Origin of the sequence: Sulfurovum iocasae (assembly GCF_047716765.1) — a bacterium.
Classification (GTDB): domain Bacteria; phylum Campylobacterota; class Campylobacteria; order Campylobacterales; family Sulfurovaceae; genus Sulfurovum.
Genome location: NZ_CP180410.1, coordinates 2,640,249 through 2,656,222 on the forward strand (window position 1 = coordinate 2,640,249; position 15,974 = coordinate 2,656,222).

A 15,974-nucleotide genomic window follows, 5' to 3' on the forward strand; every position below is an offset into this window, starting at 1 on the left:
CCTGGGGTAGACCCTAATGCCGGGTTCTAAACCCATCAATAATATCCTGTGGGATCTTCATAGGTCTCATCTTCTTACTATCAACAAAAACCCACTCCGTTTTCCCTTCGCAGATAAGTGCACCATCAGTCGGACGTGTCAATTCGTATCTACGTGTTGAGAGGATCTTCCCTATATCTTCTATCCATGTTTTCATTTGCAGTTCATCATTTTCAAAAGCAGGTTTTTTATATTCAATTGTGTGAGATTTTGCAACCCAAGTACCACCAAGTTCTAAACATTTTTCATAGCTAGAACCTACTGATTCAGAGTGTTTTGTTGCAGCAGATATCATCCAGCTAAGATAGGTAACGTTATTGACATGACCATTAAAATCAATGGCATCTTTTGTTACCGTGAAGCTGTAGATAAAAGGTGTCAATTAAATATCTCTAGGATCTACGATCTTTCCTGCAATTGCACTAGCCGCAGCAACAGCAGAGTTAGCCAAGTAAATTTCAGATGTTCTTGCACCCATACGGCCTACAAAGTTACGGTTGGTTGTAGCAACACATCTTTCACCGTCACCAAGTATCCCCATGTAACCACCCAAACATGCCCCACATGTTGGGTTAGAGACCACCGCACCTGCATTGATGAGAATATCCATCAAGCCCTCGTGTTGTGCCTGCAACAAGATCTTTTGTGTCGCAGGAGTGACGATCATGCGTGTATGACGTGCCACTCTTTTACCCTTCATGATCTCCGCTGCGATACGCAAATCTTCGATACGACCATTCGTACAAGAACCTATCATCACTTGGTCTATCTTAAGGTCATCAGCCACTGCCTGTTCTACAGGTTTACCATTTGATGGTAAGAAAGGATAGGCGATCACTGGTGAAAGTGCTGCTGTATCTATAACGATAGTCTGACAATATGTTGCATCTGCATCAGAAGTGTGGATTTTAGGTTCAGCTCTTAAACCATCATTGGCTTCTTTTCTTTCGTCAAGATACGCAAGAGTGATATCATCTACTGCGAAGATACCATTCTTAGCACCTGCTTCGATAACCATGTTCGCGATGGAAAATCTATCTGCCATACCAAGGTATTGGATAGCTTCACCTGTAAATTCGATGGCTTTATATAACGCACCATCTACCCCTATCTGACGAATAAGTTCTAAGATGATATCTTTACCATAAATGTGCTCACCCGGTTTACCGGTCAACTCTACCTTGATGGTCTCAGGTACTTTAAACCAGTTACCACCAGTGATCATAGCAAAGGCAAGGTCTGTACTTCCCATACCTGTTGAGAACGCACCCAATGCACCATGGGTACAAGTGTGAGAGTCTGCACCAATGATGACATCACCAGGAAGCACAAGCCCTTTTTCCGGAAGTAAGGCATGCTCGATACCCATATCTTTTTCATCAAAGAAGTATTTGAGGTCATGTTTATAGGCAAACTCTCTAGAGATCTTTGCCTGATTCGCTGAAGCGATATCTTTAGCAGGGATGTAGTGATCCATCACGATGCTGAAGTTATCCGGTTTAGCCAATTTCTCTGCCCCACTCTCTTCAAATGCACGAATGGAAATAGGTGTTGTAATATCATTACCGATGATCATATCGATATCTACTCTAACAATCTCTCCTGCATGTACTTCTTTGCCTGCATGTTCTGAGAAAATTTTTTCTGTCATGGTTTGTGCCATTTTATGTCCTTCGTTCTACATAATGTATATAATAATTACGCGAATTATAGCGAAAAGTTTTTTAATGCGTATTTTTGGTAAAATACGATTCATAATATATCCTCGTTACCATGGTCTCCGTGGTAATGCATACAGATATTTTTAATGCTTTAAAGCTTTTTATTTTCATCAACTGAAGTATGCATTCCCACACACAGCATGGGAACGAGAGCTAAAAGGCTCAATCTTGAAACTCTACGAACTTAAAGCCATTGCAAAACGTCTAAACAACTTTACATTCATCAGCCGTGCAAGACGCATAGAAGACAACACTCTAGAGATTATGTTTGACAAGTCTGAGAGCTATTTCTTTAATCTGACCAGAGGGCATAGTTTTATCTATAAAGCCCCATCACAAAGACCTCTGCAAGGCTACAATGCTCCCTTTGACACACTGTTACACTCTCTGATGAGTGGAGGCAAGCTCATCTCCGTAGAGGTACCAAATGATGACCGAATTTTACGTTTTACCATCGCCCCAAAAAGTTCTTATAAAGATAAGATCATCTACTTACAGTTAGAATTTACAGGTAAAAACACCAATGCCATTCTCATCGATGACAATGAAGTCATCATTGAGGCACTCAGACACATTGATGCTGACAGCTCTTTCCGTGTGATCCGTCCAGGGATGGAACTGCTTGCCATTCCTCCTTTTGAACGTAATGAAGAAAAACAAGACATAGGAGATGTAGACCGTTATTTAGAAGAGAAATTTACACAAATAGAAGCTAAAAAACTTTTAGAGATGAAAAAACAAAAGCTCTCTACTGTGGCAAAAAAAGTAAAAAAGTTTGAACAACTTTTAAACAAACTTCCCAATGAAGAAAAACTTCTGCAAACAGCACTTGAACATAAGAACTACGGTAACCTCATCTTGGCAAATCTGTACCAGATAAAGCCTTATGATACCAAGCTGAAAACGTTTGATTTTGAGGGCAATGAAGTGAGTATAGCTCTTCCAAAAGATGTAAAAGTAAACCGTATGTCTGACTACTATTTCAACCTTTCAAAACGTGCCAAGAGCAAGGCTAAAAACGTACATATAGAACAAGAGAACTTGAGCTCTAAAAAAGCGTTTTATGAAAATATTTACTATGCACTTGAACAGGCAAACACACCTTACGAACTGGAACTTCTCGTACCAAAACGTGCCAAGTCATTACGTAAAAAAGAGAAGCTTAGAGAGGGAGAACTTTTTTGGATAGAAGGCTACAAAGTACTTGTAGGACGCAATAGCAACGAAAATCAAAAACTCCTTGAGATCGCTAAAGCCAATGATCTTTGGATGCACATACGTAATGTGCCTTCAAGCCATGTTATCATCAAAACAGACAAACAAAACCTTCCAGACTCTGTCATTCAGGCTGCAGCAAAACTCTGTGTTGATTTCTCTGTTAAAAATCCAGGAGATTATGAGGTAGATTATACCAAACGTAAATTTGTCAAAGTTCAAGAGGGTTCCAATGTATTTTATAACAAATATGACACGATAAGAGTAACTAAAGAGGGTGTAGAAATACGAATTTAGGTGTCATTTCTATCTTCAAACGAGTCATCATTCTCCACGCAGAACATCACTGTAAGTCGCTTGCGTTTTTTTATTTTATGTATGCCACAGGCGCTTTTTTGGTTACTTTTTTCTCTTTTGTCGCAGTACAAAAAAGAAAAAAGTAACAAGGAGAAACCAGAGTATAACGCAAAGCGTGATATAATCATATCTATATAAAAATCAGGAAATGATTATGATGAAAAACTTAAGCTCACTTCAACAACGTATATTAACCGGTATTGCTCTACTTGCACTTGTAGGCTTCATAGGCTGGATAGACAACTTTTTTATCATGTGGGCTTTTTTAGGTGTTATCTATATGTTTGCTTTTTATGAAGCAATGAAACTCTTTAAACTGGTTGCACCCCCTGCCTATTTTTGGGCTGCGCTTTTATGGATAGTTGCCTATTTTTATCCTAACCCTGATGATCTCTTCTTTTTCATTGCCATCATTTTTGCTTCATCACTTGCTTATATGCATAACTTTGACAAAAGACTGCTCCTTCCGTTTCTCTACCCTGTAAGCGGGATACTTTTTTTCCTTATCCTCTATCAAGATTTCGGGATCGCGTCAATGTTCTGGCTCCTTGTTACGGTTGCTCTCACAGATATAGGTGCCTTCTTTACAGGTAAAGCCATAGGTAAAACCAAATTCTCGGACACTTCGCCAAACAAAACACTTGAAGGTGTTTTTGGCGGCATCATCCTTGCTACCATTGCAGGGTCTTTCGCAGGACTCTATGTGGTTGATTTTTGGATCGCTTTTATCGTAACATTTGTAACGGCGATCGCTTCAGTCTTTGGAGACCTTTTTGAAAGCTACCTCAAACGTGAAGCAGGAGTGAAAGATTCGGGAGATCTACTCCCCGGACATGGTGGGATACTTGACAGAATAGACGGTTATCTCTTTGGTGCGATAATGATGGTTATTGCACTTAGATCACTCATATAACTCATGTCAAGCATCGTTTTACTAGGCTCCACAGGCTCCATAGGGGTCAATACCCTCATCATCGCCAAACGCTACAACATCACCATAGAAGCGCTTGTAGCAGGCAATAATATTGATCTGCTCAATAAGCAGATCAAAGAGCATCAACCCAAAATAGTTGCTATCGCCAATGAAGCTGACAGAGTAAAAGTAAATCACCCCAATGTACTCTGTGGTACTGATGGTATTTTACATCTCATAGAAACATGTGAAAGTGATACTGTCGTCAATGCTCTTGTAGGCTATGCCGGTCTTGCTCCTACCCTTAAAGCTACAAGCCTTGGTAAAAGAGTCGCACTGGCAAACAAAGAGTCTTTAGTGGTCGCTGGTGAGTTCATAAATATGTCTCTTATCACACCTATAGACTCTGAGCATTTTGGACTTTGGTACCTGATGAATGAACGTCCTGTTTCTAAGCTTTATATCACCGCAAGTGGTGGTGCCTTTAGAGACTGGAAGTTGAATAAAATGAAAGATGCTACTTTTTCAGATGCACTCAAGCACCCCAACTGGTCTATGGGAAACAAGATCACCATAGATTCAGCCACGATGACCAACAAACTCTTTGAACTCCTGGAAGCTAAATGGCTTTTTAATACCAGCAACATCGATGCGCTCATAGAGAAAAAGTCTATCATCCACGCTCTTGCAGAATTTAAAGACGGCTCTACCACTGCACACTTTGCAGGAGTAGACATGAAGTTGCCTATTGCTTTTGCATTGAGAGGCGAAGTGGAAGAAGCTATCTTACCGTCTACCGATCTGCTTGCTATGGGAGCTATAGAATTTTTACCCATTGAAGCAGAACGCTACCCTATTTGGAATATCAAGGAACACATCTTAAATAATCCTCATCTAGGTGTAGTAGTCAATGCAGCTAACGAAGAAGCTATTAAAGCGTTTCAAGCAGAGCAGTGTTCATTTTTTGGGATGAGTGAGATAATCTTAAATGCCTATAAAAAGTTTGAAAACTTCAAGGCAAACAATATCGATGAGATAATCCAAATAGATAAAGAAGTAAGAGCGTATGTCACACAACAATAAAATACTAATTTTACACGGTTGGGGAGGCAGTGATGCACCTCACTGGCAGGCAGAACTTGCTGCTGAAATAGCCAAAAATTACGGTACAGTTTCTTTTCCTTTGCTTGACAATTGCCATTTTCCAAGCAAAAACAGATGGGTAAAACAAGTTAAACAGATACTCGAAGAATTTAAACCAGACACTGTAGTCTGCCACTCTTTAGCAAACACCCTCTGGTTTTGGCTCTGCCAGGAAGAGATGCCTCAAGTGAAACGACTTTTCATGGTTTCGCCTCCAAGCATCACCACAAAAGAAGCTACGATCAAAACTTTTTTCCCTTGTGAGATGCCAGAGGAACTTTATGCCAAAGAGATACAAATGATAGTCTCAGACAATGACCCTTACATCGGAGTAGCCGAAGCAGAAACAATGGCGAGGCATTATAATATCCCTTTGACTATTATCAAAAATGCAGGTCATATCAATGCCGATAGCGGTTATGGGAAATGGGATTTTATAGAAAAACGTGTGATGGAGCAAAAATGATAATGTATTGTAGGGTGTTGTGTCCTCACAACACCAAATTTAATTTTAATACACACATAACGGTGTTGTCAGGAGACAACACCCTACAGGATCACCTATGATTTTAAGCATAGAAAGCTCTTGTGATGACAGTGCCATTGCTATTACAGAAATAGCCACAAAAAAAGTGCTTTACCATAAAAAGATCTCCCAAGAAGAAGAACACTCCTGTTATGGTGGAGTCGTACCGGAACTTGCATCACGTCTTCATGCAGTAACCCTTCCAAAATTACTGGAAGAGACTAAACCCTACTTTGACAAACTCAAAGCTGTCGCTGTCACCAATCAACCGGGATTAGGTGTAACGCTCCTTGAAGGTATCGCTATGGCAAAAACTTTGGCTACCTTACAAGATATCCCTCTTATATCGGTACATCACCTTAAAGGGCATATTTACTCTCTCTTCATTGAAAAAGAAACCCTATTCCCACTTTTGGTACTTCTTATCTCCGGAGGGCACACACAAGTGATACGTGTAGAGAGTTTTGAGCATATGGAGATACTTGCCACAAGTATAGATGACTCTGTAGGTGAAAGTTTTGACAAGTGTGCCAAGATGATGGGACTGGGTTACCCAGGTGGACCACTCATAGAAGCACTTGCACGCAAAGGAGATGAAAATAGATTTGATCTTCCCGTACCATTACGCAACTCTCCTCTCATAGCCTTTTCACTCTCTGGCCTGAAAAATGCCGTGCGACTAAAAGTCGAGGCATTAGGCGGAAGCGATAAAATGAGCGAACAAGACAGAGCTGATCTCTCTGCATCATTTCAAAAAGCAGTGAAGCTTCACCTGCTTCAAAAAAGCAAAAAGATCTTTGCAAAAGAAGAGATTAAAGATTTTGCCATTGTAGGTGGTGCCTCTGCTAACAAATACATACGAAATGCTTATGAAAAACTCTGTAGTGAATTTGGCAAAACACTTCATGTTGCTCCTCTGGAATACTGCTCAGACAATGCTGCTATGATAGGTCGTTATGCCATCGAAGCATATGAAAAACAACAATTTATAGACCCAAATGAGATAGACATTGCAAGTACCAAAAAACAACAAAGCGGTATGTTACTTTAATCACCCTATTACTAAGCGAAATTTAGCTAAAATATATATACTTATCAAGTATTTAAAAGCGACTAGTCGCGTGAGCTTTCTGCTGAAGAAAACTAAGCGTTAGCGTAATAAAATGGACTTTGTTCATTTTATGTTATTAATAAAAATATGGAGTCTCAACATGGCAGAATATGGTGCTAGTAATATTAAAGTCCTTAAAGGACTGGAAGCGGTAAGAAAAAGACCAGGTATGTACATCGGTGACACCTCAACAAGAGGACTTCACCATCTTGTCTATGAAGTTGTAGATAACTCTATCGATGAAGCAATGGCAGGCTTTTGTGATACGATAAAAGTCACACTTACCAAAGCAGGTTCAGCTATTATCGAAGATAATGGTCGTGGTATTCCTGTTGCAGAGCACCCTACTGAGAAGATATCAGCTGCTACTGTTGTACTTACTGTCCTCCATGCCGGTGGTAAATTTGACAAAGACACCTATAAAGTCTCCGGTGGTCTTCATGGGGTTGGTGTTTCTGTTGTAAATGCACTCTCTAAAGATCTGCACCTTACTGTCAATCGTGATGGTCACACATACGAACAAGATTTTAAAGAAGGTATCCCGCAAGAAGCCTTAGCCGAGACAGGCACATCTCGTAAAAAAGGTACCAAGATAGAGTTCTGGGCTGATGACACTATCTTTACGGAGGGTACCACTTTCCAAAAAGAGATCTTGATGAAAAGGTTTAAGGAGTTGGCTTACCTCAACCCTAAGATCACCATTGATTTCAAAGATGAGAGAGACGGGACAAAAGAACTTTTCCATTTTGAGGGAGGGATCAAACAGTTTGTTGAAGATATGAATACAAAAGATGTTATCTCCAACGCACAGTTTTTCCAAGGTAAAGCGGACGATATTGAGATAGATATCGCTTTGATGTACTGTGATGCAGACTCTGAAAAATCACTCTCGTTTGTAAATAACATCAAAACAGCTGATGGTGGTACACATGAAGCAGGTTTTAGAGCAGGACTGACACGCTCTATGGCAAGCTACATCTCTAAAAATGCAAATGCAAAAGAGAAAGGTACCAAAATTACTGGGGATGACTGTAAAGAAGGCCTTATAGCCATTGTCTCTGTACGTGTGCCTGAACCACAGTTTGAAGGACAGACCAAAGGAAAACTCGGTTCTTCTTATGTACGTCCTTTGGTGCAAAAGTTCTTCTCTGAAAACTTTAACAAATACCTTGAAGAGAACCCTATAGAAGCCAAAGCTATCATGGCACAAGTATTGCTTGCAGCCAGAGGTAGAGATGCAGCAAAAAGAGCAAAAGATCTAGTAAAACGTAAAGACTCCATGAGTATCGGAACACTGCCCGGTAAACTTGCAGACTGCCAAAGTAAAGACCCAGAAATTTCAGAGATCTATCTGGTGGAAGGGGATTCTGCCGGCGGTTCAGCAAAACAAGGCCGTGATAGAGTATTCCAGGCGATCTTACCACTCAAAGGTAAGATCCTTAACGTTGAAAAAGCACGTTTAGAGAAGATCCTCAAATCTGACGAGATCAAAAACATGATCACTGCTCTTGGTTGTGGTATCGGTGAAGAGTTTAATGAAGAGAAACTCAGATACCACAAGATCATTATCATGACCGATGCCGATGTTGATGGGTCCCACATTCAAACACTTTTAATGACATTCTTCTTTAGATTTTTACAGCCTGTCATTGAAAAAGGATATCTATACCTTGCTCAGCCACCGCTCTACCGCTACAAAAAAGGGAAAAATGAGACCTATCTTAAAGATGATAAATCACTTAATGATTTCCTTATTGAAAATGGTATCTCTGTGATAGAAAGTACAACTATGGGAGAAAACGATCTTATTGACCTGTTCAAACTTGTAGCCTATTATAAAATGACACTCAGAGAGATAGAGAAACGTTTTGCACTCCCTGAAGCACTGCGTTATATGATAGAAAACCCTGATATTATTGGTACTTCAAATAAAGAATTAGCTAAAACCATTGAAAAGTATATTGATGTACTTGGATACAATATCCTCAATAAAACAATTACAGAGGACAAACTGCACTACTTTGTGCAAACAAACGATGGTCTTGAAGAGCTTATCATTGATGAAGTACTCTTCACAAACCCTCATTATAATGAAGCGATCCATATCCACCAAAAGATTCAAGATCACATTACGGATGAGTTTAAAGATCAAGATCTTCTTGCACTCTTTGACGAAGTTGAGAGTGCAGCTAAAAAAGGTGCCTATATCCAACGCTACAAAGGTCTTGGGGAAATGAACCCTGAACAACTTTGGGAAACAACTATGACACCGGAAAACAGAAGACTTCTACAAGTTAAGATAGATGATATCGAAGAAGCTAGTGATACCTTTACCCTCTTTATGGGTGACGAAGTTGAACCTAGAAGAAACTACATCGAAAGCCATGCTAAAGATGTCAAGCACTTGGATGTGTAACATAAATGCTATTATCAGAACTGGAAGAGAGAGAACGTCACTTTAAACTTGCCCTTAGGGCAGGTATTCCAGTACTCATTCTTATTTTTTTAGTTTTTTTTACTACCATATCTACTAACGATACTTTCAATTTCAGTATCCAAAATATCTTTCTTATCACCTCTATTACATTTATCACCATCTATTTTATCTATTTCCTGATGAATGTAAGCGTAAAAGAAACCCTTATAGACCAGACAACCCAAGGCTTTAATCAAAAAGCCTTTGTCAAAAGACTACAGGACTCTAAACCTAAAACACTTGCTTTGATCATCATAAAAAACCTCTCAACGATCAGTCAAAACTATGGTGATGGGGAAGTGGATGCAGTTCTCTATACTATCATTCAAAAGTTAAACCTAAAGTTCCAACAAAAAGGTTTGGACAAAGCCCTTATCGGAAGACGTTATGGCGCCGAATTTCTTATTGCATTAGATGAAAAGCATGCAGATCTAGAAAAAACCCTAGAAGAATTCACCCAAGAAAACACAATCATCAACAACATTGAAGTAGATTATACGTTTGCTATTGTGACCAATACAGGTAAAGATTTTCAACAAATTATTTTTCAACTTAAAGATATTATTGCAACACAGTTTGAAAAGAATACTAAAGAAAAAAACATTCCTGTCACTAAGGATGCAGCTGAAGTTTCGGATATGGAAAAAACAATTATTGCCTCGATCAAAGATAATAATCTTCTTCTTAGCTTCAGGCCCCTGCTCAATACTAAAAGTAACATCATAGATATTTATGAGATTGCAGTGAAGCTCAATTCAGACAAATCAGGAAATATCTTACCTAGGGTTTATCTTCCCGTCATTAATCGTTTAGGACTAGGCAGAGAGTATGACTTTACACTACTCAAACATATTGTAGACCTCTTACCTTTGGTAGATGAAAGTATCTCTTTGACTTTCAACCTCTCCCCTTTTTCACTGAGAGACCCATCATTTCAAGAGAAATTTTTTAACTATCTAGATCAAAAAAAGATTGATCCTGCCCGCCTGATCATACAACTGTATGAACGAAAGACCCACCATAATATTGGCGGATATCTTAAAACACTCAATAAATTCAGGGCAAAAGGTGTACGTATCTGTATCGATAATTTTGGCTCATCTAATGCATCTATGGAATACATGAAACATTTTAAGTTTGATATGGTGCAATTTGATAGAGACTATGTGACCAACCTGCATGATGAAACAAGTTATGCAATGTTGGAGTCCTTATCCAGAATGTCCAAAGACCTTCACATTATAACAGTGGCAAAATGGGTAGATAAAGATACACAAAAAGAAAAGCTTAAAGCACTTGGTATAAATTACCTTCAAGGCTTTGGTATAAGCAAACCTATCACAGAAACAGAACTTATTAACAGATACAATTAAAGGAGAACCATGAAATACGGCGAAAAAGAGATACAGGAATTTGATATTAATGCAGAAGAGAACTTCTGGCCAAATGAACATGAAAAAAACTATACAATAAACATAGAACTACCAGAATTCATGTGCCTGTGTCCACGTTCAGGATACCCAGATTTTGCTACACTGAAACTCTCGTATGTACCAGATCAAAAAGTCATAGAGCTAAAAGCACTAAAACTATATATTAACTCATTTATGTATCGACATATCTCTCATGAAAACTCTGCAAATGAGATTTACGATGCACTCTACACTAAACTAGCACCCAAAGCTATGAAACTCATAGCAGATTACAATCCTAGAGGAAATGTACATACAGTTATAGAAATTGACAGTACTAAAAACTAAAAATCTGTCCATTGTGCAAGTGTATATATTGCATATTTCTTAGCCAAGGGCTAAAAAGCATGACAATATGACATACATTTAAACTTTTTTCTAAAAATCTATTATGATATCTTTATATGAATACTAAGGATATCCATGATAGATTTTCATGCAGTCATGCAACGTGTAAAACAGATACTCTCCCTGCATTATAAGAAAGAAAAAATACTAGATCGAGATATAGCAGATGCGCTTGAACTTGATCCACAATACTTTGCTGTCATAAAAAGAAGAAGAAAAATCCCCTACGAAGCTATTGCCTATTTTTGTAAACGATACAACATAAGTATGAATTGGGTACTTTTAGAACAAAACAGCCCAAATTTGACCTAAATTTGATTTATAGCTATAATGAAATGTTAAAAATTTTACCAAAGGAAGAAGAATGAGTAAAAAAGTTGAAAAAATAGCACTCTATTCTGCATCGGCAAAAGAGCTTAAATTGGACCTGTCAGATGACCTTATCATAAAGGTGACTACTGGGTTAGGACCTTCCATTTACAAAAAAGATGCTGAAACTGTTTCCTGTTCAGACAGTTCAGAACTTGACACAGTAAAAAAGAACTTCTTGCAAAAAAAACTTGGACTAACTGCAAGTGATGCTGAACTTGATGCTGCTATCAAGAAAGCATGTGAAGCCATGGGTTCTTCAAACAAACATAAATACAGAGCACTCTTTTATGCTCTTCTGGCGAAAGAGTTTGGTAAAGAGTCAGTTTACGCATAAACACCCTCCGTCATCCTCGTACTTGCACCCCAAGGGTATTTCCGTTGGGCATACGGGGATCCAAAATTATATCTTGATAAACAAGATATATTTCTTCTCCTCTTCATTTTTTCCAAATCCAACCACCTCTACATTAGAGTATTGTACATTCACATCCATTCTAAGCTCATACATCATGGCATCCATATCAAGTATCAACAAAGGCGGGATAAGTGCTCCTATAGTCACTCTCATATCACTATCATCTATTTTAAAGTTAAGTTGTTTACTCTCATCATCTAAGACAGCTAGATTCAAAGGTGCTTCACCTGCATAGATAAGTTTTGTACTATCATTTGCATCTTCTTTAAGGAGTCCAGCAGTCACTACATACTCTTCATGATTTCCTATCTGTTCCCGTACATCTTCTATGAGGTCTATGATAAATTTCATCTTCTTCCTTTAACGTTTTGTTTTGTTTTTTAAAATTTCCTCTTGTATTACTTGAGGTATTGTTTCTCTCGTCATTTTTTTAGAAAAAACGAAGCAAAAAATCGTCGTTGTTCTCAAATCGCTTTGCTTTCAAGGGTGTTCACAACGACAACGCACACTATCGTGTGATTTGATGAAGAGAATATTTATATACTTAGCGTAATTGTTAATTTCGGAGTTAATTTGCTGTAGATTTGGTTTGATGGGGTTTTCGTAATGAGAGAGCTTACATTTAGTAAGTGACCGAATGGAGAAAACTCCATCCGACCGAATATGTAGTAAAGAAACCCGTCTTAGCTGTTACGCTTTTCGATGATTTCTTTTGCTACGTTCTGTGGAACTTCCTCATAGTGATCAAATTCCATAGCATACGTTGCACGACCTTGACTCATTGAACGTAGATCTGTTGAATATCCGAACATTTCAGAAAGAGGAACAAACGCGTTAATGATTTTAGATCCAGCTCTGTCATCCATACCCGATACTTGACCACGTCTTTTAGCGATATCACCAATAACGTCACCCATGTAATCTTCTGGAGTTTCAACTTCAACTTTCATCATAGGCTCAAGAATAACCGGTCTAGCTTTTCTACAACCCTCTCTTAAACCCATTGATGCAGCAAGTTTAAACGCCATTTCAGATGAATCGACATCATGGTAAGAACCATCATATACAGTAACCTTCAAGTCTTCTACAGGATAACCTGCCTGAATACCTCTAGCCATTGCTTCTTGAATACCTTTATCAATTGGTTTGATAAATTCTTTTGGAATTACCCCACCTTTAACAGCGTCAACAAACTCATAACCAAATCCTGGTTCTTGTGGCTCAATTTTAAGATAAACGTGACCAAATTGCCCACGACCACCTGATTGTTTAGCATATTTGTACTCTTGATCAACAGCATCTTTAATAGTCTCACGGTAAGAAACTTGTGGAGCACCAACTTCAGCTTCAACGCTGAATTCTCTTTTCATTCTATCTACAAGAATTTCAAGGTGAAGTTCACCCATCCCTGAAATAATAGTCTGACCAGTCTCTTCATCTGAAGAAACACGGAAAGATGGATCTTCTGCAGCAAGTTTAGAAAGTGCAACTCCCATTTTCTCTTGATCCGCTTTTGTTTTAGGTTCAACCGCAACAGAAATAACCGGATCCGGGAAATCCATTCTTTCAAGTACAACTTTATCTGAAGCATCACAGAGTGTGTCACCAGTAGTTGTAGATTTAAGTCCAACAACCGCACCGATCTCACCAGCGTAAATTTCAGAAACTTCTTCTCTTTTGATCGCGTGCATTTTCATGATACGACCGATTCTTTCTTTTTTGTCTTTTGTTGAGTTATGTACGTAAGAACCTGACTCTAAAGAACCACGGTATACACGGATAAATGTCAACTGTCCAACAAATGGATCTGTCATAATCTTAAATGCCAATGATGCAAATGGACCATCATCAGTAGATTCAACAACAACTTCCTGATCTTCATTCTCCATCATCGTACCTTTGATGGCAGCTGATTCAACTGGAGATGGAAGGTAAGCAACAACAGCGTCAAGTAGAGTTTGAACACCTTTGTTTTTAAATGCTGTACCAACAGTCATTGGAACGATATGCATACCAATAGTTGCTGCTTTAATTCCAGCTTTGATCTCTTCTTCAGAAATCTCTTCACCTTCTAGGAATTTTTCCATAAGTTCTTCTTGACCATCAACTTCAGCGATACTCTCAATTAACTTTTCACGGTACTCTTCAGCCAATTCCATCATCTCTTCTGAAATCTCTTCTACATGGTAGTTAGAACCCATTTCAGCATCTTTATCCCAAACGATCGCTTTCATTTTTACAAGGTCAACAACACCTTGGAAATTTTCTTCTGCACCGATTGGTAGTTGGATTGGAACTGGATTACCTTTAAGTCTCTCACGAATTTGTCTCTCAACTTCGTAAAAGTCAGAACCTACTCTATCGTACTTGTTAACAAATACAATTGAAGGTACACCATAACGGTTTCTTTGTCTCCATACAGTCTCTGATTGTGGTTGAACCCCACCAACTGCACAGAATACTGAAACAGCACCATCAAGTACTCTCATAGAACGTTCAACTTCAATAGTAAAGTCAACGTGTCCCGGAGTATCTATAATGTTAATTTGCTTCTTATTCCACTCACAAGTAGTAGCAGCAGAAGTAATTGTAATACCTCTTTCCTGCTCTTGCTCCATCCAGTCCATAGTTGCAGCACCATCGTGAACTTCACCGATCTTGTGTTCAACACCTGTATAGAAAAGGATTCTTTCAGTTGTTGTTGTCTTACCTGCATCAATGTGAGCAGCAATACCGATGTTTCTTACGTCTTCAAGTTTATGCGTTCTTGCCATAACTTTACTTCCTTACCATCTATAGTGAGCAAATGCTTTGTTAGCTTCTGCCATTTTATATGTATCTTCTTTCTTTTTGAAAGCAGAACCTTTTTCAGTAGCAGCATCCATAAGCTCGTTGCTTAAACGCTCCATCATAGTTCTTTCATTTCTTTTTCTAGCAGCGTCTACAATCCATCTAATACCTAAAGATTGTTGTCTTACAGGTCTTACTTCGATTGGCACTTGGTAAGTTGCCCCACCTACTCTTCTAGATTTTACTTCCATTACAGGTTTGATGTTTTCCATTGCTTTGTTGAAAACTTCAATACCTTTTTCACCAGATTTTGATTCAATTCTTTCTAACGCAGAATACATAACTTTTTGCGCTGTGCTTTTTTTACCACCAAGCATGATAGCATTGATGAATTTTGTTAATACTTTAGAACCGTGTACTGGATCTGGCAATACCGGTCTAACGGGAGCTTTTCTTCTTCTCATAGAGATTCCTTCAATTTATTAAAATTTACTCAAGTCTTGTCCCCTAAGGCAAGTCTAACAAATAGACTAAATGACAATACCTGCTTGAAGCCTGTTCCCAGACTAAACTATTACTTTATAACTCTTTTAAATAATTGTTAAATTATTTAGGCTTTTTTGTACCGTATTTAGATCTTGCAACTCTTCTGTTTGCAACACCTGAAGCATCGAGTGCACCACGAACAATGTGGTACTTAACACCAGGTAAATCTTTAATTCTTCCGCCTCTTACAAGTACGATAGAGTGCTCTTGAAGGTTGTGACCTTCACCACCAATGTATGAGATAACTTCAAAACCACTTGTCAATCTTACTTTAGCAACTTTTCTAAGTGCTGAGTTAGGTTTCTTTGGAGTTGTTGTATAAACTCTAGTACATACGCCTCTTCTTTGAGGACATTTTACAAGTGCAGGTGATTTTGATTTTTTCACTTGCTTCTTACGTTCTTTACGAATCAATTGGTTAATTGTAGGCAAATCGTTTCCTTTCTTTTGTTAGTTTGAATTGAGATCAATGTCTCTTGAATCTGGGTTCTTACACCACATAAAAACACTCATATTGAGTACTCTTATCT

16 protein-coding genes are annotated in these 15,974 nt (G+C 38.5%); 10 read left to right on the plus strand and 6 right to left on the minus strand.

Going from position 1 to position 15,974, the window contains the following annotated elements:
* Positions 1-13 precede the first annotated feature (13 nt).
* Both ACLHDG_RS13010 and leuC read right to left on the minus strand, forming a co-directional pair.
* Complete coding sequence (locus ACLHDG_RS13010; RefSeq protein WP_415406679.1) at positions 14-421, minus strand: acyl-CoA thioesterase; 408 nt, start codon at positions 419-421, stop codon at positions 14-16.
* The gene (gene leuC, locus ACLHDG_RS13015; protein WP_415406680.1) at positions 422-1,702 is read right to left on the minus strand and encodes a 3-isopropylmalate dehydratase large subunit; all 1,281 of its coding nucleotides are present in this window, start codon (positions 1,700-1,702) and stop codon (positions 422-424) included. It abuts the gene before it with no gap.
* 226 nt (positions 1,703-1,928) lie between these two features.
* Between leuC and ACLHDG_RS13020 the strand changes: the two genes are divergently transcribed.
* The 10 genes from ACLHDG_RS13020 (at position 1,929) to ACLHDG_RS13065 (ending at position 12,027) form a co-directional block, all read left to right on the plus strand.
* The gene (locus ACLHDG_RS13020; protein WP_415406681.1) at positions 1,929-3,272 is read left to right on the plus strand and encodes an NFACT RNA binding domain-containing protein; all 1,344 of its coding nucleotides are present in this window, start codon (positions 1,929-1,931) and stop codon (positions 3,270-3,272) included.
* Between the two features lie 214 nt (positions 3,273-3,486).
* Positions 3,487-4,245 (plus strand): phosphatidate cytidylyltransferase, encoded by a 759-nt coding sequence (locus tag ACLHDG_RS13025; RefSeq protein ID WP_415406682.1) that lies wholly within the window; start codon positions 3,487-3,489, stop codon positions 4,243-4,245.
* 12 nt (positions 4,246-4,257) lie between these two features.
* A complete protein-coding gene (dxr, locus tag ACLHDG_RS13030; protein WP_415408343.1) occupies positions 4,258-5,328 on the plus strand; it encodes a 1-deoxy-D-xylulose-5-phosphate reductoisomerase in 1,071 nt (356 codons plus the stop codon).
* The gene (locus ACLHDG_RS13035; protein WP_415406683.1) at positions 5,312-5,854 is read left to right on the plus strand and encodes an RBBP9/YdeN family alpha/beta hydrolase; all 543 of its coding nucleotides are present in this window, start codon (positions 5,312-5,314) and stop codon (positions 5,852-5,854) included. The genes dxr and ACLHDG_RS13035 overlap by 17 nt, the downstream gene beginning before the upstream one ends.
* A 97-nt stretch (positions 5,855-5,951) precedes the next feature.
* Positions 5,952-6,965, plus strand: coding sequence for a tRNA (adenosine(37)-N6)-threonylcarbamoyltransferase complex transferase subunit TsaD (tsaD, locus tag ACLHDG_RS13040; protein WP_415406684.1), 1,014 nt, complete (start codon positions 5,952-5,954; stop codon positions 6,963-6,965).
* Between the two features lie 160 nt (positions 6,966-7,125).
* Positions 7,126-9,441: a DNA topoisomerase (ATP-hydrolyzing) subunit B gene (gene gyrB, locus ACLHDG_RS13045; RefSeq protein WP_415406685.1), complete on the plus strand. Its 2,316-nt coding sequence runs from the start codon at positions 7,126-7,128 to the stop codon at positions 9,439-9,441.
* A gap of 5 nt (positions 9,442-9,446) precedes the next feature.
* The gene (locus tag ACLHDG_RS13050; RefSeq protein ID WP_415406686.1) at positions 9,447-10,874 is read left to right on the plus strand and encodes an EAL domain-containing protein; all 1,428 of its coding nucleotides are present in this window, start codon (positions 9,447-9,449) and stop codon (positions 10,872-10,874) included.
* Positions 10,875-10,883: 9 nt separating this feature from the next.
* A complete protein-coding gene (gene queF / locus ACLHDG_RS13055; protein WP_415406687.1) occupies positions 10,884-11,261 on the plus strand; it encodes a preQ(1) synthase in 378 nt (125 codons plus the stop codon).
* A 135-nt stretch (positions 11,262-11,396) separates the two neighbouring features.
* Complete coding sequence (locus ACLHDG_RS13060; RefSeq protein ID WP_415406688.1) at positions 11,397-11,633, plus strand: hypothetical protein; 237 nt, start codon at positions 11,397-11,399, stop codon at positions 11,631-11,633.
* A gap of 52 nt (positions 11,634-11,685) precedes the next feature.
* Positions 11,686-12,027 carry a DUF2853 family protein gene (locus ACLHDG_RS13065; protein WP_415406689.1) on the plus strand — a complete coding sequence of 114 codons (342 nt, stop codon included), beginning with the start codon at positions 11,686-11,688 and terminating at the stop codon, positions 12,025-12,027.
* Positions 12,028-12,093: 66 nt separating this feature from the next.
* On the opposite strand, the gene ACLHDG_RS13070 is transcribed toward ACLHDG_RS13065, so the two are convergent.
* The 4 genes from ACLHDG_RS13070 to rpsL all read right to left on the minus strand — a co-directional run bounded on the left by ACLHDG_RS13070 (position 12,094) and on the right by rpsL (position 15,876).
* Positions 12,094-12,459 carry a hypothetical protein gene (locus tag ACLHDG_RS13070; RefSeq protein WP_415406690.1) on the minus strand — a complete coding sequence of 122 codons (366 nt, stop codon included), beginning with the start codon at positions 12,457-12,459 and terminating at the stop codon, positions 12,094-12,096.
* A 332-nt stretch (positions 12,460-12,791) separates the two neighbouring features.
* On the minus strand, positions 12,792-14,882 hold the full coding sequence (fusA, locus tag ACLHDG_RS13075; protein WP_415406691.1) for an elongation factor G: 2,091 nt from the start codon (positions 14,880-14,882) through the stop codon (positions 12,792-12,794).
* Between the two features lie 12 nt (positions 14,883-14,894).
* On the minus strand, positions 14,895-15,362 hold the full coding sequence (rpsG, locus tag ACLHDG_RS13080) for a 30S ribosomal protein S7 (RefSeq protein ID WP_415406692.1): 468 nt from the start codon (positions 15,360-15,362) through the stop codon (positions 14,895-14,897).
* 142 nt (positions 15,363-15,504) lie between these two features.
* The gene (gene rpsL / locus ACLHDG_RS13085) at positions 15,505-15,876 is read right to left on the minus strand and encodes a 30S ribosomal protein S12 (protein WP_415406693.1); all 372 of its coding nucleotides are present in this window, start codon (positions 15,874-15,876) and stop codon (positions 15,505-15,507) included.
* Between the last annotated feature and the right edge of the window lie 98 nt (positions 15,877-15,974).